Origin of the sequence: Caballeronia choica, from assembly GCF_001544535.1 — a bacterium.
GTDB lineage: Bacteria > Pseudomonadota > Gammaproteobacteria > Burkholderiales > Burkholderiaceae > Caballeronia > Caballeronia choica.
This window is the reverse complement of record NZ_FCON02000159.1, coordinates 1-17346: the sequence shown is the minus strand read 5'-3', so window position 1 is coordinate 17346 and position 17346 is coordinate 1. Positions and strand designations below refer to the sequence as shown.

The 17346-nt window shown below is 59.2% G+C and carries 14 protein-coding genes and 1 pseudogene; 4 read left to right on the top strand and 11 right to left on the bottom strand.

What is annotated here, in order from left to right:
- The 8 genes and pseudogenes from AWB68_RS36695 to coxB all read right to left on the bottom strand — a co-directional run.
- Positions 1 to 1270, bottom strand: a pseudogene (locus AWB68_RS36695) (thiamine pyrophosphate-requiring protein); the annotation flags it as partial.
- Positions 1271 to 1919: 649 nt separating this feature from the next.
- Positions 1920 to 4112 carry an amylo-alpha-1,6-glucosidase gene (locus tag AWB68_RS36690; RefSeq protein WP_087649133.1) on the bottom strand — a complete coding sequence of 731 codons (2193 nt, stop codon included), beginning with the start codon at positions 4110 to 4112 and terminating at the stop codon, positions 1920 to 1922.
- Between the two features lie 56 nt (positions 4113 to 4168).
- On the bottom strand, positions 4169 to 5491 hold the full coding sequence (locus AWB68_RS36685; protein WP_087649132.1) for a PQQ-dependent sugar dehydrogenase: 1323 nt from the start codon (positions 5489 to 5491) through the stop codon (positions 4169 to 4171).
- Positions 5492 to 5532: 41 nt separating this feature from the next.
- The gene (locus AWB68_RS36680; RefSeq protein ID WP_087649131.1) at positions 5533 to 6822 is read right to left on the bottom strand and encodes a c-type cytochrome; all 1290 of its coding nucleotides are present in this window, start codon (positions 6820 to 6822) and stop codon (positions 5533 to 5535) included.
- On the bottom strand, positions 6822 to 7259 hold the full coding sequence (locus AWB68_RS36675; protein ID WP_087649130.1) for a hypothetical protein: 438 nt from the start codon (positions 7257 to 7259) through the stop codon (positions 6822 to 6824). Before AWB68_RS36675 ends, AWB68_RS36680 begins: the two co-directional genes overlap by 1 nt.
- Positions 7260 to 7273: 14 nt before the next feature.
- Positions 7274 to 7846, bottom strand: a complete 573-nt coding sequence (locus AWB68_RS36670) for a cytochrome c oxidase subunit 3 (protein ID WP_087649129.1) — start codon at positions 7844 to 7846, stop codon at positions 7274 to 7276.
- Between the two features lie 28 nt (positions 7847 to 7874).
- A complete protein-coding gene (ctaD, locus tag AWB68_RS36665; protein WP_087649128.1) occupies positions 7875 to 9866 on the bottom strand; it encodes a cytochrome c oxidase subunit I in 1992 nt (663 codons plus the stop codon).
- Between the two features lie 58 nt (positions 9867 to 9924).
- Complete coding sequence (gene coxB, locus AWB68_RS36660; RefSeq protein WP_374729640.1) at positions 9925 to 10983, bottom strand: cytochrome c oxidase subunit II; 1059 nt, start codon at positions 10981 to 10983, stop codon at positions 9925 to 9927.
- Between the two features lie 285 nt (positions 10984 to 11268).
- Between coxB and AWB68_RS36655 the strand changes: the two genes are divergently transcribed.
- The gene (locus AWB68_RS36655) at positions 11269 to 11889 is read left to right on the top strand and encodes an SCO family protein (RefSeq protein ID WP_087649127.1); all 621 of its coding nucleotides are present in this window, start codon (positions 11269 to 11271) and stop codon (positions 11887 to 11889) included.
- Positions 11889 to 12752, top strand: a complete 864-nt coding sequence (locus tag AWB68_RS36650) for a cytochrome c oxidase assembly protein (protein ID WP_087649135.1) — start codon at positions 11889 to 11891, stop codon at positions 12750 to 12752. Before AWB68_RS36655 ends, AWB68_RS36650 begins: the two co-directional genes overlap by 1 nt.
- Before the next feature lie 1562 nt (positions 12753 to 14314).
- Here AWB68_RS36650 and AWB68_RS36635 read toward each other — a convergent pair.
- On the bottom strand, positions 14315 to 14740 hold the full coding sequence (locus tag AWB68_RS36635) for a MarR family winged helix-turn-helix transcriptional regulator (RefSeq protein ID WP_087649125.1): 426 nt from the start codon (positions 14738 to 14740) through the stop codon (positions 14315 to 14317).
- A 313-nt stretch (positions 14741 to 15053) separates the two neighbouring features.
- Between AWB68_RS36635 and AWB68_RS36630 the strand changes: the two genes are divergently transcribed.
- Together AWB68_RS36630 and AWB68_RS36625 are read left to right on the top strand one after the other, a co-directional pair.
- Positions 15054 to 15380 carry a hypothetical protein gene (locus AWB68_RS36630; protein ID WP_125483159.1) on the top strand — a complete coding sequence of 109 codons (327 nt, stop codon included), beginning with the start codon at positions 15054 to 15056 and terminating at the stop codon, positions 15378 to 15380.
- Positions 15381 to 16039: 659 nt separating this feature from the next.
- Complete coding sequence (locus AWB68_RS36625; protein WP_087649123.1) at positions 16040 to 16360, top strand: DUF1840 domain-containing protein; 321 nt, start codon at positions 16040 to 16042, stop codon at positions 16358 to 16360.
- A 215-nt stretch (positions 16361 to 16575) separates the two neighbouring features.
- On the opposite strand, the gene AWB68_RS36620 is transcribed toward AWB68_RS36625, so the two are convergent.
- Together AWB68_RS36620 and AWB68_RS36615 are read right to left on the bottom strand one after the other, a co-directional pair.
- Positions 16576 to 17013 carry a universal stress protein gene (locus tag AWB68_RS36620; protein WP_235028697.1) on the bottom strand — a complete coding sequence of 146 codons (438 nt, stop codon included), beginning with the start codon at positions 17011 to 17013 and terminating at the stop codon, positions 16576 to 16578.
- 45 nt (positions 17014 to 17058) lie between these two features.
- Positions 17059 to 17244: a hypothetical protein gene (locus tag AWB68_RS36615; protein WP_087649122.1), complete on the bottom strand. Its 186-nt coding sequence runs from the start codon at positions 17242 to 17244 to the stop codon at positions 17059 to 17061.
- Positions 17245 to 17346: the final 102 nt, after the last annotated feature.

Below are 17346 nucleotides of genomic sequence, written 5' to 3'. Positions count from 1 at the left end.
TAAGGCACCGCCGCGCCCATCGACGCCAGCCCGCCCGACAGCGAACACATCATGCCGCGCTGCACTTTGAGGTCGCGGGCGTACCAGTTCGCGCACGAGCCGGAATCGCTCGTGACGATCGCATCAGCCGGCATACGTGGCGACAGTTCCCACACGCTACGTTGCGGATTGACGCCGCCCTTGGCCGGTTCAAGCGCACGCTTTTCCAGCGTCTTCCACCAATCGGCGGTCCAGCCTTCGATTTTCTTGCGCCATGCGCGGTCCGTTTTCTCGGCAAGCGTCGGCAGCAGTGCGCGCAAGGTCTCGGCGCTATCGCCAACGAGATTCACTTCCATCGGGTAACGCAGGCTCAGCATGTCGGCCTTGATATCGATCTGGACGCCTCGCGCATTGCCTTCCTTGGGCAGGAATTCCGAGTAGGGAAAGCCCGAGCCGATCATCAGAAACGTGTCGCACTCCATCATCAGGTCGTAGCTCGGTTTCGTGCCGAGCAAACCGATCGAGCCCGTCACCCAGGCGAGGTCGTCGGGCAACGCAGCCTTGCCGAGCAGCGCTTTTGCCACGCCCGCGCCGAGCTTGTCGGCGATGGCGATGACTTCATCGGTCGCATTCAGTGCGCCGGCGCCGACCAGGATCGCTACCTTCTTGCCTTCGTTCAGGACCTCGGCAGCGCGCCGCAAGTCGGCGTCGTAAGGAACCACTTTCGGCGCACTGAAGCCGACGCCGGAATGCAGCGTGCCGTGCTTGCGCGCGGGCGCTTCGTAGTCCAGTTCCTGCAGGTCGTTCGGCAGGACGATGGCCGTGACCTTGCGTTGCGACAACGCCGTGCGCACGGCGCGATCGACCAGATGGCGGACCTGCGACGGCACACTCGCCTGCTGCACGAAAGCCCCGGCGACGTCCTTGAACATCGAAACAAGATCAAGTTCCTGCTGATAGTGGCCGCCAAGCGCGGCGCGTGCCTGTTGCCCGGTGATCGCGAGCACCGGCATGTGGTCCATGCGCGCGTCGTAAAGGCCGGTCAGGAGATGCGACGCACCGGGACCCGACGTCGCAATGCACACGCCGAGTTCGCCGGTAAATTTGGCATGCGCGGAGGCCATGAACGCTGCCATTCCTCGTGGCGGACCTGAACGAAGTCTATTTTGCCCTTCGCACGGTTTAGGGCACCAAACACCCCGTTGATGCCGTCGCCCGGATACCCGAAGATGCGGCGCACGCCCCACGCGTGAAGACGGTCGATAAGAAAGTCCCCAACTGTCGCGCTCATTGCTTACTCCTTCGAAAGGACACGGCGGCGACGCTTAGCCGATGGTTCGCCGTATATCGGCATGCATCGTGCAAAGTTCGTGCCGCGATCCGTGCCGCTAGCGGTTAATCGGACTGGGCACGTTAGAGCGACAACGCGTTAGCGCAGGCAGGTAATTTCTAGCATACAGTGACACAAATTACACGCCCCAGTGAGCCGGCAAGCTGGCGTCGCGCGGCAACTCGCTTGGGTCGAGAGTGGCGATGTACGCTATCGATCAGCTCTCCTGGAGCGCCTTTCACCCAACTGAAGTCGTCTTTTGCTTAAGCAAATTAAGGCTGGTTTAAGCAGGTGTCTTTATGCTGGATTCTGAGGGGTTCGATCCGCATCGACGGTCGCCTCTCGGCTCGGCCTCTCTCGTTGCCGGCCTTGGATGGTCCACGCGCCAATAGTCGAGCGGCGAAAGCCAGCCCTCGCGCCACGCGACTGCAACGACCATCCTGTTTGGGCTCGGCGCTTGCGTCGAGCCCCTTTTATCTGTTTTGCTCGGTTTGACGGGACGACGCACCAAATGCAGCGTCACGCCCCCCGATCAGAGGGTCTGTCTGTCGTTGCGCGGGGCGCCTTTCGTGCAGCGACGCTATCCTCGTGGGCCCACTGATTGTGAAGACTATGTTGGGCGAGGCGGATTTTCATCCTTGCAAGTCATCGATTCACGCCATTCGGTCATCTCCCGGCGCGCGACAGCGTTCTCGTCGCCACGCAATACCGTGAAATGGGTCACATCGATATCCCGCCAGAACCGAATGTCGAATGTTTGTTGGCCAACGCGCAGGTCACGCAGAGTGAGATCGCCAAGCCATGGCGGCAACACGGGGTCCACATAAAGCATCGCGTTTGGCGCGTCGGGTTGCAGGCCAAGAATTGCGTTTAACAGGGAAAACACCGAGCCCGCAGCCCATGCTTGCGGGACGTTCGCGCCGACGTATTGAACGGGAAAGTTCGCTGCGTTTCGATGCAGTCCCGCATACAGCTCGGGAAGCTGGTTTAGCGCGAAAAAGCTTCCCGCCGCCCATACGTCATGCGCAATGCGGCCTGCTTGCTGCGCATAGCCATAACGCCTGAAGCCTTCCGCGATCAGACCATTGTCGTGCGGCCATACTGCCCCTTTCTGATAGGAGTAGGGATTGTACGCAGGATGATCCGCCGACAGCGTACGGATTCCCCAGCCGCTCCACATGTCCACTTGCATTAGCCTTTCCACGACGCGTGCGCCCCTTTCGGGCGGCACGATCCCAGACCACAGGCAGTGGCCAGGATTCGAGGCCACGCTCATGACCTTTTTCTTGTCGCCATCGAGTGCGAATGCATAAAAGCCCGTCCGCTCGTCCCAGAACGCCTCATTGAAGCGGGCATAGAGTGCCTCAGCTTTGCAGCGCAACTCCGTCGCCCGGACGGGGTTGTCGAGTGCGTCGTAGATCTTAGCCATTCGCAGCCACGTGTCATAAACGTACCCTTGCAACTCGCAAAGCGCCTTCGGCCCTTTGACAAGGCTTCCGTCGGGATAAACCAGAGCGTCGCCAGAATCTTTCCAGCCTTGATTGACAAGACCGTCGGATGAGCGCGTTTCATACTCCTGGAAACCGTCGCCGTCGCGGTCACCGTATTCGTCGATCCACTTCAAGCACCGCTCTGCGGTCGGTAGATGGCGACTAAGAAGGTCGCGATCGCCGGTACACGTCCACGCCGTGTGCAGAGCGATGAGATAGAGCGGAGTTGCGTCGGCTGTTCCGTAGTATGGGGTGTGGGGTACCAAATTCAGTTTGGCGAGTTCGCCTAGCCGGAGTTCATGCATGATCTTGCCGGGTTCAGCATCGCGGTATTCCTCGCACTCGCAAGCCTGCCAAGCACCGAGCACAGCGAGCGTCCCTCGGAGGAAATCCGAATGAACCAAAGCCGTCTGGAGCGACGCGATCAAACTGTCACGACCGAACAGCGCGACGAACCACGGCAAACCGGCAGCCGGCACAGTGGGTTCGCCATCAATCGTGCGAACAGGCAGACGGAACGCAGCCATGTCATCAATCGCCTGGCGAAACAGGCGCCGAAACACGCTATTGCTGCTGTCAGCCTTCAGCAGACCTGCACGCCAATCGGCGAGCATCTTGATATCGTCCTGTGCGCTACCTTCGGAACTGTTACAGCTCTCAGGAGCCGCAGAGCACGCGTCGCCGTCAAACAGATCGTAGTGAAGACAACAATGCCAGTGCGCTCCCGGCACGATCTCAACGTCAAAAGAAAGGCGCCCGTTCGCATACACGGCGGCACCACCGCTGTTGCGTGCCGTTATCGCCACACCGCGACAAAAGTCCAGGTTGCGATAAGTGGTGCAAAGACGCTGCTTCTGCTCGCCCCACGTCGTCGTAATGCGACCGCGCCGCACAAGGTGACCTGACTTGACCTCGAAAATGTCCGCAAAGTCGCTGCGCACCGCGACCTCAAGATTAAACCGCACTTTTGACTGGCTGTAATTGACGAGATCGACATCCTCGTGCAGGCCGTCCACGATGCGACGGCTGAGCGTCAGACCCAAGGTGCGCGGTGCAACGACACCCGTCTCTGTAACCAGCCTTCGATTTGTCAGAAAGATTTTCGCGACATTCGAGGCAGGCGTACCACCGTTGAGCAAATCCCAAGGCTCGCCGTTCGCATAAACCATCCAGTTGCTAATTACCCGAGTGTCATAAAAATACAGACCCCTCTGAGTCTGTGTTTCGATCCGACCGTCGGGCTCTGTCAGAAGGACCGTGTGACCGCGGTGTACGGAAAGCTGTGCGGGACCCACTTTGACTTTGAGCGACATTGTCGGTCTTCCTCCATGCAGGGAACCAATTCAACATTGGGCCTTTCAGGTTCTCGTCATTTTCCCGTGGGAACCACGCGCCAGACTGCGTTGCCCACGTCGTCCGCCACGAGTAGCGCGCCCTTCTTGTCGACAGCGACGCCCACCGGGCGGCCTACCGCATGTCCATCAGCCGTTAGAAAGCCAGTCAGAATGTCCTCGGGAGGTCCCGACGGCCTGCCGCCTGCGAACGGAACGAAAATCACCTTGTAACCCGTGTGCGGCTTACGATTCCAGGAGCCGTGCTGGCCCACAAATGCGCCGCCCCAATAGTGCGAGGGGAAAAGCTTGCTGTCGTAAAAAACCAAACCTAAAGACGCCGTATGATTGCCGAGCGCGTAGTCAGGCGAAATGGCCGTAGCGACGAGGTCAGGCCGCTGAGGCGTCACACGACTATCGACATGCTGCCCGTAGTAGCTATATGGAAAGCCGTAAAATGCGCCGTCTTTCGCGACTGTCATGTAGTCCGGGACAAGGTTATTGCCGAGTTCGTCGCGCTCGTTCACGACTGTCCACAACTCGCCGCTCTGAGGCTGCCATGACATACCATTGGGGTTGCGCAGGCCTGATGCGAAGACGCGCGACCGACCGGTTCTCAAATCCAGCTCTAGAATGCGCGCGCGGTCCTTCTCGGCCTCGATGCCGTTTTCGGCGGCGTTGCTATTCGAGCCAACAGTGATATACAGATGCTTCCCGTCGCGACTCGCAAGGATGTTTTTGGTCCAATGATGGTCAATGGGCCCCGCCGGAAGCTCAAGGACCTTCGTCCCGGACGAGTTGATACGGGTTTCCCCCGTTGTATAGGGAAACCGCATCAATGCATCGGTATCCGCCACATATAACTGGTCACCGACGAGCGCCATTCCGAAGGGTGAATGAAGGCCGGTTAAAAAAGCGGTCTGGCTGTCCGCAAGTCCATCGCCGTTTGTGTCGCGCAAGAGGATGATGCGATCGGGGCTGGGTACACCCGCTCCGGCCCGCTTCATGACCTGCTTTCGTATCCACCCCTTGATTCCACCGCCCTCGTCATGCTCCGCGGGCGCGTCGCTTTCCGCGACGAGCACGTCACCATTGGGCAAGGTGTAAAGCCACCGCGGGTGATTCAGACCGGTTGCAAAAGCGTGAACCTCAAAACCAGCGGGTGACGAAGGCGTTGTCGATGGATCACGAGCCGTGACCGGCGCAATATTCACGGTCGGGATCACCGACGTGTGCGCGGAGGGCAATTCGGGGCGAGGTCCGAAACCCGGATCCGCAGAGGCGACCGGGCCGATTGAGCACCCGGAGATGGCGCAGATCAAGCTGGTCGACAGCCAGTAATATCGAATTGAATTTCGCATAGGTCCTCTGCGACGTGAAGATCAGCCGAGGAAGTCGGCACTTATTTATGAATGTCTGCGCGCAGCGTCTGCACCTCACGTGTCGCTACGGGTCTGGCGTCGTTTCCCCAGGTCGTTCGAATAAAGGTGAGGACCTGTGCTATTTCGGCCGTCGTCAGCTTTTCCGCGAACGCAGGCATCTTTTTGCGCTCGGGCCCATTTTTGGTTTCAGGGCTACTGCCCCCCTCGACCAGCAGTCGGATCAGGGAGGTCGTATCCGGGGCGAGTACCGCCGGGTTCCCCGCAAGTTTGGGATACTTGTTCGCTACGCCGGAGCCGTCCGCCTGATGACACTTCGCGCAGTAGGACATGAAGATGCCGGAACCCGGGCGCGCAATCTCTCCCGTGTGCATCGCTGTGGCCGTCAGGGAGGCCGCCCGTGAATGCGGCGTGTAGGCGCCAGAGGGTTTTTGCGCGGGCAGGCTCTTGAGATAGATCGCGATGGCGTTCAAATCGTCATCGGACATGTATTGCGTGCTGTCTTCGACGACCTGCACCATGCTCCCGAAGCTCACCAATCCACCGCCATGACCGCCCCTGAGGAACGAGACGATCTCGCGCTGTTGAACGCGACCCAGCCCCGAGCCTGGATCGGCGGTCAGGTTCGGAGCGAACCAGTGATCGTTCACGCCCCCCGTCAGATAGTGCTTCGATGATTGATCGTAACCCCGCTCCTCGAAAGCAGGTCCGCGCGGGGTATGACACGCGCCACAGTGACCCAGCGACTGCATGAGATACGCGCCGCGATTCCACTCCACGGCGTGCTCGGGCGACGGCTTATATCGGCCCTCAGGGGAGAACGCCAGATCCCAGAGAGCAAGGGCCCATCTCTGATTGAACGGAAACGGCAGCTTGGTCGGCGGCGCTTCTTTATGAACCGGTCGCACCCCGTGGATGAAGTAGGCATAAAGCGCGTGCATATCATCGTCGGTGATTTTAGAAAATGATGGATACGGCATCGCGGGATAGAGGTGCTTACCGCCACGAGCCACGCCCTCACGCAGCGCTTTTGCAAAATCATCGTAGCTGTAGTCGCCAATACCAAACTGTTTGTCGGGCGTAATGTTGCTCGTCATGATCGTGCCGAACGGCGAACCCATGCCCAAACCGCCCGCGAACGGAGCACCGGCTTGCGGTGCCGTATGGCACCCGGCGCAATCACCAGCTTTCGCGAGATATTCGCCCCGCTTGACGAGCTCGGCATCAGTCGCGTCGCCTTGCGCGAACGCGGAGGCACTGGCCGCCGCTAGAGCAGCGATCAACAACGCGAAGAAAAACGCGCCCGTTCTCATTACCAAGGCCTGCACGGGGAGACAATCAGCACAGCCAATGCCGTCAACAGCGAACCAACCAGGAATATCGAACTGGCAATCACTCCGACCAGTGCGAGGAAATGCGCGGGTCGGCCCGGTGAGTGGTCAACAAGATTGTTCGTCGCCTGTCCGTTTCTGAGCCCCATCCAGCTCCGCCAGGCCGTGATAACGCCGCCGATAGCCACCGCTATACATACGACGCTGACAGCGCCAATCCACGTCTGAAGCGAGCTAAGCCGTGGCGCGTCGAGTGGATGATCAGCCGGATAACACACTTGCGCGGCGAGCGCTTCGCTCGCACATATCTGAATGATCCAGGCGAGCGGCGCACCAACCAGTCCATAAAACACGCGTACCCCGCTGACCGCGACCTTGCCACTGCCATCGCTTTTCGATTGAGCCGTTTGCGCAAGCACGGGGACGATCTCCCTCAAAGGACGTACGGGGAAAGATATAACGTGCTGAAAATGAACAGCCACACGATGTCAACGAAATGCCAGTACATGCCCCCGATGGTCAGCGCGCTATGTCGCCGGTCATCGAAGTAGTTCAACCCAGTGCAGATCAGCAGGAAAATCAGCACACATAGGCCGACGATCACATGCAACATGTGAAAGCCTGTGATCGTGTAATAGAGCGAGCCGTAAAGATGCGTGCTAGGACCATAGTGATGGTCGTGGTATTCCTTCATCTGCAGGCCGACAAAAAGCCCGCCCAGCAAAATCCCGACGGACATTGCGGCGGCGGCCAGGCGTGAACGACGTCGTTTGACGAAGTGTTCGCATAACCAGACAAAGACCGAACTTGAAAGAAGAACGCCGGTATTAATCCCCGCAGTCCCAAGCTTGGGGAGGCCTTCGGGCGGCCATCTTCCTGTGTACTGCGCGTAAAGGTAGAGATATGAAAAGATCAGATAGCCGAACAGGGCTGCCTCGGTGGCGATGAGCGTCCACATGCCCCACCAACCGCTGGCATGGCGCCCAACGCTACCGACTGGCAACATACGTTCGGAAAGAGGTATCGCGCGATCGCTAGCCAAGGGCGCCACCTTCCTGAACGCTCGGGTACGGCTCGCGTTGACCAAGTGTGCGCTCTGGCCACATCCATGCGATGAGAGATGCAGCAATGCCAATGACACACGCGCCAGCGAACCACCAGACATGCAGCAGCAGCCCTGCGAAGAGCAACGCCGAGAAAAGTCCCAGATAAAATGGCGAATAGGCGTCACTCGGCATTTTGATGATTGCATCTGGGATGGCACTGAGTGAGGTGGTCGCGAGTGCTTCGCGCCCGTGATCGAGAATGTAGCCTTCAATAAGCTCGGAGCGAGCCTCACTCGGCATCTCGTGTCCGAGCCGACTTTCCCACAGCGGATGACCGCTTCCAATAAAGGGGATCGTTGCGAAGTTGTAAGGGGGCGGCGGCGAGGACACCGACCATTCGAGGGTCGGCGCGTCCCAAGGATTGTCGCCCGCGATTGGGCCCCGCTTGTAGCTGTAGATCAGGTCCAACAGGAATACAAGGACGCCAAGCGCGAATACGAATGAGCCAATTGAGGTAATCATGTTGACCGTGTTCCAGCCCATGTCGGCGCCGTATGTGTAGATTCGCCGGGGCATACCGAGCAAGCCCGCAATGTGCATCGGGAAGAAGCCGAGATTGAATCCGACGAACATCACCCAAAACCCGATCTTACCCAGTCGTTCACTCATCATCCGACCGGTGAACTTCGGAAACCAGTAATAGATTCCGCCGATCACCGGAAAAACGTTGATTCCGAGCAGCACATAGTGAAGGTGGGCCACGACGAAATACGTGTCGTTGAGCTGCCAGTCGAGGGGGACGGCCGCTGTCATGACGCCCGAGACACCGCCGATCACGAACAGCAGCACGAAGCCCGCAAAGAAGAAAAATGGAGTCTTGAAGACGGGTCGCCCCGTCCAGATCGTCGCAAGCCAGGCGAATGTCGCGATCGCGCTGGGAATCGAAATGACCATGCTCGCCGAGCCAAAGAACGCCAGAGCAAGCGCCGGGATGCCGGTCGCGAACATGTGGTGAATCCACACGATAAAACCAATGATCATCGTCGCGACCGTGGCTAACGCAACGGGCGTGTACCCGACCAGGCGCCGTCGACAAAAGACCGGAAGCGCGTCGGAGACAATCCCCATCGCAGGCAACACCACGGCGTAGACCCAAGGGTGGGCAAACATCCAGAACATGTGCTGCCAGAGCAGAGGACGCCCGCCATTCAAGACATCAAAAAAGTGAGTTCCGAACTGGCGGTCCAGCCACAACATGAAAAACGCCAGGCTGACAACGGGGACCGCCAACAGGTTTCCGCCGGACGCGGTGAGCGTTCCCCAGACGAGAACCGGTACGCGATCGAGGGACATTCCGGGGGCGCGCATTCGAAGCAATGTGACCACGAAATTGGCCGAGCCCACCGTCGTGGACGCGCCGAGGAGCACCATGCCGAGCGCATAAACATCGACATTCGGACCCGTGTTGTATTCGAGACCTGAGAGCGGTACATAGTTGAACCAGCCTGCGTTCGGCGACTGCCCAAACGGAAAGCTCGAGTAAAGAAAAATTCCTGCAAACACGAACAGCCAATAGGACAGCGCGTTGAGCCTGGGAAACGCCATGTCGCGCGAGCCAAGTATGAGCGGCCATAGATAGTTCGAAAAGCCCGACAGCACGGGCAGCGCGTACAAGAAAATCATCGTCACGCCATGCATCGTGAAAAGCTGGTTGTACTGTTCCGGTGTAAGCACGGTCGCATTCGGACGCGCAAGTTGCAGTCGCATGACCAGCGCCTCGACGCCGCCCATTAGCAGAAAGACGAAGGCGGTGATGAGATAGCGCAAACCGATCGTCTTGTGATCGACCGTGGACAGCCAACCCCGCCATCCGGGTTCCGTCTCCCAGAGACGCTCGAGACCCTTACGTGTTGCACTGCCCTCAGGCGCCCGACCCCACTCCGGTACGCGCCCAAAGGCGGGTATTTCCGGGTGGCTCATGCTCGACGCGCCTGATTGAGGTGAAGGCGGGTCCGTTGTCATTGGCATGCGACCTCGCTCAGTTCAACGTCGACAGGAAGGCGTGCAGGTTCGCCGCGTCCTCGCGATTCAAGACAATGCTAGGCATGCGCGCGTCTGGTTTGATCCATTGTGCGTGAGCAACCCAGTCCAGTTGATTCGCAGCCGTGTTCTGGAGCGTGCCAGCTGCGATCAATCGTCTTGAGTTGAGGTGCGTCAAATCGGGTGCGAGTGCGCCGGTTGCATCGGTGCCACGCACCGCATGACAGCCGGCGCATCGGTCGAGGAAGATCTTTTGACCCGCGACGACCGAAGGCGCCACGTTCACCGGGGTGCTCCGTGCCTGCTGTTCGCTCCAGTTGGCGAAGTCCGCACGGCTTTGCGCCACCACTTCAAACGCCATGTGCGCGTGCTGCGCCCCGCAGAACTGCGAACACTGTCCTCGGTACACGCCAGGAGCGTCCGCCTGAATCCATTGCTCATTGGCCTGACCCGGGATAGCTTGCGTTTTGCCTGCGAGTCTCGGCACCCAGAAGGTGTGGATAACGTCAGCGCTTTTCAGGACGATGCGAACGGGTTCACCCACAGGGATGTGAATCTCGTTCGCCGTCTCAAACCGTTGAGCCGGCACGCGCGCGTCGGGGTACGAGACCTTCCACCACCAATCGTAAGCTGTCACTGTAACCGTTAGCGCAGGCGACTCATGAGGCGTCGCAACTCGCTGCAGCGTGAACAGTGCGAAGACGAGCATACCGGCGAGCAGCGGAACGGACACGCCGACACCAATCCAGATCCACCGCATGCCTTCTCCGGTCGCGCCAATTTCTCCCGGACGAGCGGGTGCACGGCGGCGCATCAACGCTCCGATCAGAAGCACCGTGACGATCACGCATACAGCCAGGCAAATCGCGGTGAAAATCCAGTCGAGCGTACGCGTCGGATAGGCGGCTGGGCCAGCGGCATGCAGAAAGTAATTTAGCGGGGCCTGGGCATACGTGGCAGGAGCCATCATCAAGGTAGAAGCTGACGCCCTCGCGCCAGTAATCGATTGCCGATTAAGGGCCCGGGGCGCGGAGCGGATTTGTTTGGCGTTCGGCATCGTGGTCCGTACCCGGATCTTTGAGCTACTGGGGCGAGTCGCAACGCGAATGCGCAAGTCCCATACCTGAATTGAACCGTCGTCTGCGCACGGGTCACCCGCCATTTCCTTCGGCGAGGGTCTGCGTTCCTCCTCCTTTCACCCCACTTGCAACCTTCCGCTGAGCCTGCGGCAAATCGCCTCACAATCCAGACCATGCGCGCCGCGTGACCGCCGACGGCGCGCATTTTGCGATAGAGTCGCGGGGCCGGTGTCTTGCCCGGTCCGCATCTGAACGAGTTCGAAATGCCCTATTTGTCCCAGCTTCGGCGCGAAGGACGGCTTGTCGCCGCCACGCTCGCGCTCTGCGCCGTCCTCACCGCATGTTCGCGGCCTGCGGAACCGTGGCGCCTCACCGATGTGAGCGGCCACCTGCCCGACCTGTCGTTCTCGCTCGTCGACGACGATGGCCGCGCGGTGAATGGCGAATCGTTCGCCGGCCGCGCGACGCTCGTCTACTTCGGCTATACGCATTGCCCGGACGTGTGTCCCGAAACGATGGCGCGGCTCATGCAGGTGCTGCAACTGATCGGCGCAGACGCCAACCGTGCGCAGATCGTCTTCATCACCGTCGATCCGGCCCGCGATATGCCCGCCGCGCTGCATGCGTACGTGCGCGCGTTTGACTCGCAGCATGCGGTCGGCCTGACGGGTTCGGACCGCGCAATCGAATCGCTGGCGAAGCGTTATCGCGTGGCCTACCAGGTGGAGAAGCGCGGCGCTGGCGGCACGTACGAAGTCACGCACAGTTCGGCGGTCTATATCTTCGACGCGCAAGGCCACGCGCGGCTACTCGCAACCGACAACGATTCCGTCGACGCCATCGCGCACGATCTGCGACGCGTCATCGATTCGACCCAGTCATGATGCAGGCGATCGTCTACTGGCTTGAACCGTGGGAGCCGTCACCGACCGTCGTGGTGGCCGTGCTGATCGCGGCGGTTCTGTTTGTACGCGGCGCCCGGCGCGCAAGAGTGTCGTTCGCACGTCGGGCCGCGTTCTGGCTCGGTCTCGCGGCAATCTATATTGCGTTGCACACGCGGCTCGACTACTACTTCGAGCATGAATTCTTCATGCATCGATTGCAGCATCTCGTGCTGCATCACGTCGGGCCCTTTCTGATCGCGCTGTCGTATCCGGGCGCCGCGTTGCGGGCGGGCATTCCGTTTGGCTGGCGCCAGCGCTGGATGCGTCCCGCGATGAGCACGAGAGCGGTGCGCGTCACGCTCGATGTGCTGTTCAATCCAGTAATCGCGGTGACGCTCTTTGTCGGGCTGATCTACTTCTGGCTGCTCTCGCCGATCCATTTCAAGGCGATGCTCGATGACCGGCTGTATCGCGTGATGAACTGGAGCATGGTGATCGACGGCTTGCTCTTCTGGTGGCTCGTGCTCGATTCGCGGCCCGCACCTCCCGCGCGGGTCGCGCCCGGGCGACGCGTACTCATGGTGATCGCCGCGATCCCACCGCAGATTCTGCTCGGAGCCTACATCTTCTTCACGCCACACGAGTTGTATCCGATCTACTCGATCTGCGGGCGCGCGTTCACGTGGATCAGCCCGATGCGCGACCAGCAGATCGGCGGGCTGCTGCTGTGGATTCCGGGCTCGATGATGAGCGTCGTCGGCGCGCTGATCGCGCTGCGTCACTGGTTGAGATTGTCGGCGTGCTCGCGGCTGCGCGACGGGCGCAAGCGGCGCGCGGCGCCTTCGACGCCCCTCAAGGCATAGGCACGGCGCATCCAGCCCTGTGCCGCATGTTGTCTTCCTCCAATCAAAAATTGATGCGTCGACTACCGGACAACCCTGATCCTGCGCGCCTCGTGTTGCCAATGAGGCTGCCCAAGATCAGCGCTCGCGCCCATTGCTGGCGCAGCTAATGATGCCCATAAAGCGGCTTGTGTACATGCCGGGCCATGTTCGGGGCTGACGACTCCCATGACCCGCCGTATGTAAATCCGTACCCCGACTGATCCAGCGTGGCCCCTTTCTTGGACCATCCGGAAATCCGCCCGTCGATTCGAGCCATTTCAGGGTGCAACAATCCAAACGTTTCCGCGTTCTCACTGACCTGGTCACCGCCGACGGAGTGTTGCGCGTCCGCGTTGACTGCGAACGAGACGGTTGGACTAGTAAGCGCTGCGAGAAGCGCCGCGACATACAGACGTCTCATGATCCTCTCCAAAGAATACGATCTTCTTCTGATGCGACCTTGATTAGATAAGCGACGTGGCACGTGGCCGCACCCTACAGCTTCGGCCGGAATCCGCATGATCGTCCCTTATGTGAAATCGACGAGTTGGATTGGGGGTTGGGATAGGCATTCCGCTGAGAAACCAGCATCCAGATGCCGTTCGTTCGAGATGGGAGGCAGCGGGAGGACGTGCCCGTCAAGGAACGCGCTTGCGCTCCGGATCGCGAAGCGGCACGCGGCGCTTTCGTTAGCAAATTGGCCGAGAATTCCCGTACTCTGCCGATCACCCGCCTCGTTAGTGATAACGGCCAGCGCGACGAACCGTAGTCCTTCGCGTCTGGCCATCGGATGAATAATCGCGGTGCCATAGTACACGTCCACAGTAACCTCTCCTCTGCGAGGAAATTCCGGCGCCCTTGGGCCCGGCCTCCGCCACGAATTCGCGCAGTAGCGATGCGGGGTGATGCCTTTCAGTGAGCGCACGGCGCCGATTGTTCGACCAACGCTCCAGCGTTCTGAACCCTTTTTAATCGATCGTCACAACTGCCGGCAACGCCCGATGCAGCAATCGGAAATGCGGCACTGCAACTGATGGCGGGCATCAGGTTGACGATCTCCTTTGTGGCAGAATGCGGGACGCAACTTAATCGAAACTTAAGATCCGACGCGCGAAACTCGCGACGCAGATCGTGCCGACTCTACGCGAGATCACACTCGCCCCTTGACGCGACGGTGTCTATATTGACGGTCTAAGGCTGGCTTAAGGAAGTGGCGCTACGGTAAGTCCGTGAATCATCGTATGCCTGAACGCCGCACGTAGGTTAACTGAAATCTGCAGCGTTCGTCTGCGGGCCACGCGGATGGCCGCACCTTGTCTAACGAAGCGGTGCAGTAGGGCCTCGCGCCGACTAGCTAGAGAATCGGCCATCCTCTTTAAGGCTCGACAGCGATGTCGGGCCTTCTTTTCATCGCTTCGCGAGCCCCTTCGTAAAGCCTTTTTGAGGCGATTCGCCCAGCTCGGAGGCAGGCCTCGCAGCGGTAAGCCACCTATCGCTGCTACAGCGACGATAGCTCCCGTCGCGCACTCGTTGCGCACTCGTCAGCGATCCGCAAGATTGGAAAATGTCCAGCCAAACGAATCTATCTCCGATTTGTGCAGCGCCGCGAGTTTAAATAAGCAGCGCGCCCCTTTCGGCGTCAAATGCACTTCAACCTGACGACGGTCATGCTCGCTGGCCACGCGCGTAACCAACCCCGCCGATTCGCAACGCGAGACCAGCGCAACCGTCCCGTGAGGAGCGGCCTGCAATCGTTCAGCGAGCTCGCCGACGGTCGCCCAATCACGACCAGGGAAACCCATCACGTGCAAAAGCAGGATGTATTGCAACGGCGTGATCCCTTCCGCGTGGACCACTTCTTCTGAGAAGTGAAGGAAACGACGCAGCTTATAGCGAAAGTCGGATAACTCTTCCAGATCTCGTTTGGAAGGTGTTTCGTCGGCACGGCGCTTTCTATTCGAGACCATCGACTATCTCCCGCGGAGCCCGCAATCGACTTGGATATATATCACTTCGTGACCTACACTATACAGTTGAGCTCCATGGATCTGTTCGCGTCGCCGAAGCTTAATGATTATAGTACTTACAGTAATGTCTCGAGGTCGAAGTTAAAATGCGCATAAGGGTCCCTGTGCACGGACATGCTAGAACAAGGAGGTCCTGACTGCGCGACGCGCCAACCTTCGCGCGCAACGCCGTGCAAAGGAAATCCATCGCTTGAAATCGGATTTTATATAGTACGGCGTGGACTCAGCAGGCGGGTCGTTCCAGGAGAGACCTATGAAACCTCCGTCGATTGTTATGTCGATCGCCTTGCTGATCGCGTTCGGGAGTCCCCTTGCTGATGTACAAGCGGCAAGTCGCATTGAACTCGCCATGCTCGCCCCCGTCGATGTCAGTCAATCGCCCGTTCACAACCGGCGGTCAGTGGTCAACGGTGACGGGATCCCCGGCGTGATGAATCTTGCACCTATCATTCACGGTCCGTCGTATTTCCCGACCCCGTGGAATGACCAAGGTCACGGTGGAGAAGCACATCCATATCCGCGCAACCAACACTTCGATTTGCATTTGCGTGACTTGCAATGGCGCGAATATAGCAAATAGCCGGCGGCGGAAGTTAAACCGTCCTGAGGATGGCAGTTTGAAAGTGTCGATCGCAGGTCATCGACATCCGTTTCCTCATGCGAGCGCCCGTGCGCCGCGACAGGCCTCGCGGGGTCCCACTCAATCGGGCTCCGAAAGCTCGATTTTTGGCTAAGCGAGCAAAGAATCCGACTTTCTTCATGTGACTACCTGGCGGCGGGAAAGACGGCGAGTTCGACGAAGTGACAACCCGCGATTCGGTTGATGGTCGCTCGGGTTGGAAAGACGGGGCGCGGATGCCGAACCGGATCAGAGTCAGACTGTGACCACCGAGCGCCACAAGAACGACTATAAATCCATAGTGTCCAGCTAATTCACTTTTGTCACGATGTGATGTAAAATACGTTATAGGCAGTCGTGTCGGACCTGCGCAAACCAAAGAAAGCTGGCTGGGCTTGGGGCTGTCGTGTTAGCGACGAACAAGGCGGCGTCGGAAAAATTATCCTTTGAACAATGTAAGGCACCCCGTCGTCTCGCGTCGCGAGGCCTCGCTGCGGCCAACCGCGGTCGGGCACGACCGAGGTTGCGCAAATCGTTCGCGCGCGGTTGATCTCGGGTCGCACTTCACGGCATACGGGACATACCGGAAATAGCGATCCACCCTCGAAGAGGAAATCATCATGCTGATAACTTTTCAATCCACTGCTTCACCGGACGTAGTTATGCTCAAGAATCTCGCACAATACCTGCTCGGCCTCATCGGCAAGCGCCTCGGTACGCGGGGCGTAATTCAGCATGACGAATTGCCGCGCGCCATTGCACAGCTAGAAACGGCGATACAGAAAGACGGCGTAGAACAGGCGACGCTCGACGCGCTCCATCATTCTCCGCAGGTGCCATCCGATCCAGACCGCGGCGGACTTTCCCATCGCGCTTGGCCGCTTTTGGACATGATGCGAGAAGCGGATAAGCAAGACGCCAATATTATTTGGGGTCTGTAGACGTCGGCCTTGATCGATCGAGGCAGCATTTCGTTGCATAGACGAATGAGCACCATCGCACGATCGTCCAGTCCGCGTGCACATCCGCGATGCTGGATCCGCGACCCAAGACACCGGCCATTGGAGTCGGTTCGCTGCATTTTGGCGGTTTCTGGTCGCACCGGGTGGTCTCCGCTTCTGCCCAGCGTGAATGGGAACTGAGCGCCGCATCGCGTTTATTTCCCCACTTCGAACAAAACGCCGCACGATACACGGTTTAGCAGTAACGCGTGGTTCTCTCCCGTCAACCATCGGGCAAAGCTGCCCCCTGGGCGATGTCCAATGACGATCAAGTCGACGGACAAGGCGTTCGCCACCTTTGGAATTTCGTCAACCGCGCTTCCCACCGAAAGATGACCCGTTGCTGTCACGCCTAGGGCGCGAAGTTTGTCCAGGCCTTCTTCGAGAATCTCCTGTGCCGCTTGTTGGTCCACGTCGGTCTGTATATTAGACAATACGTCAAACCCACTCGACCAGAAAGGCAAGTCCAGCATGGAAAGAAGATGCGTCTCGGCACCTAACTGCAGCGCCAGGGCGGCGCCGCATCGCAATGCACGACGTCCTTCGGGTGTCGAATCGTAACACAGGAGAATTCGGTCAAACGGAGCCATCATCGTCCCTCGGAGCACGCGACCTTGCTTGTCACGAAGTGATGATCCTCAGGTGAACATCGGCACCGCTTCGATTAGGGCGAAACCCAGCAGCGCCCCAATTGCCGCTCCGACCAGCTTAGGATGCCACCGGTCAAGATGAAGCACGCCGAGCAACGCGCCCACCAGAATGACACCCAGTAGTGCAAACGCGACCAACAGATAGCCAATTTCGAAATCGTTGTTGATGATCACGACGCAGTCTCCTCCAAAAAAAAGCGCCTCGTCAGTAAAATGTGTGGGTGCTTGGCGGCTCGGGGAGGTTGCCAAGTGCATGATACAGCGCGATTTCTGTCG

Excerpts from the sequence above, each read along its gene's own strand:
- AWB68_RS36620 (WP_235028697.1), bottom strand. The coding sequence starts at position 17,013 with ATGATGGCTCCGTTTGACCGAATTCTCCTGTGTTACGATTCGACACCC.
- AWB68_RS36625 (WP_087649123.1), top strand. The coding sequence starts at position 16,040 with ATGCTGATAACTTTTCAATCCACTGCTTCACCGGACGTAGTTATGCTC.
- AWB68_RS36630 (WP_125483159.1), top strand. The coding sequence starts at position 15,054 with ATGAAACCTCCGTCGATTGTTATGTCGATCGCCTTGCTGATCGCGTTC.
- AWB68_RS36680 (WP_087649131.1), bottom strand. The coding sequence starts at position 6,822 with ATGAGAACGGGCGCGTTTTTCTTCGCGTTGTTGATCGCTGCTCTAGCG.
- AWB68_RS36655 (WP_087649127.1), top strand. The coding sequence starts at position 11,269 with ATGCCCTATTTGTCCCAGCTTCGGCGCGAAGGACGGCTTGTCGCCGCC.
- AWB68_RS36635 (WP_087649125.1), bottom strand. The coding sequence starts at position 14,740 with ATGGTCTCGAATAGAAAGCGCCGTGCCGACGAAACACCTTCCAAACGA.
- AWB68_RS36690 (WP_087649133.1), bottom strand. The coding sequence starts at position 4,112 with ATGTCGCTCAAAGTCAAAGTGGGTCCCGCACAGCTTTCCGTACACCGC.
- ctaD (WP_087649128.1), bottom strand. The coding sequence starts at position 9,866 with ATGAGCCACCCGGAAATACCCGCCTTTGGGCGCGTACCGGAGTGGGGT.
- AWB68_RS36685 (WP_087649132.1), bottom strand. The coding sequence starts at position 5,491 with ATGCGAAATTCAATTCGATATTACTGGCTGTCGACCAGCTTGATCTGC.
- AWB68_RS36650 (WP_087649135.1), top strand. The coding sequence starts at position 11,889 with ATGCAGGCGATCGTCTACTGGCTTGAACCGTGGGAGCCGTCACCGACC.
- AWB68_RS36670 (WP_087649129.1), bottom strand. The coding sequence starts at position 7,846 with ATGTTGCCAGTCGGTAGCGTTGGGCGCCATGCCAGCGGTTGGTGGGGC.
- coxB (WP_374729640.1), bottom strand. The coding sequence starts at position 10,983 with ATGCCGAACGCCAAACAAATCCGCTCCGCGCCCCGGGCCCTTAATCGG.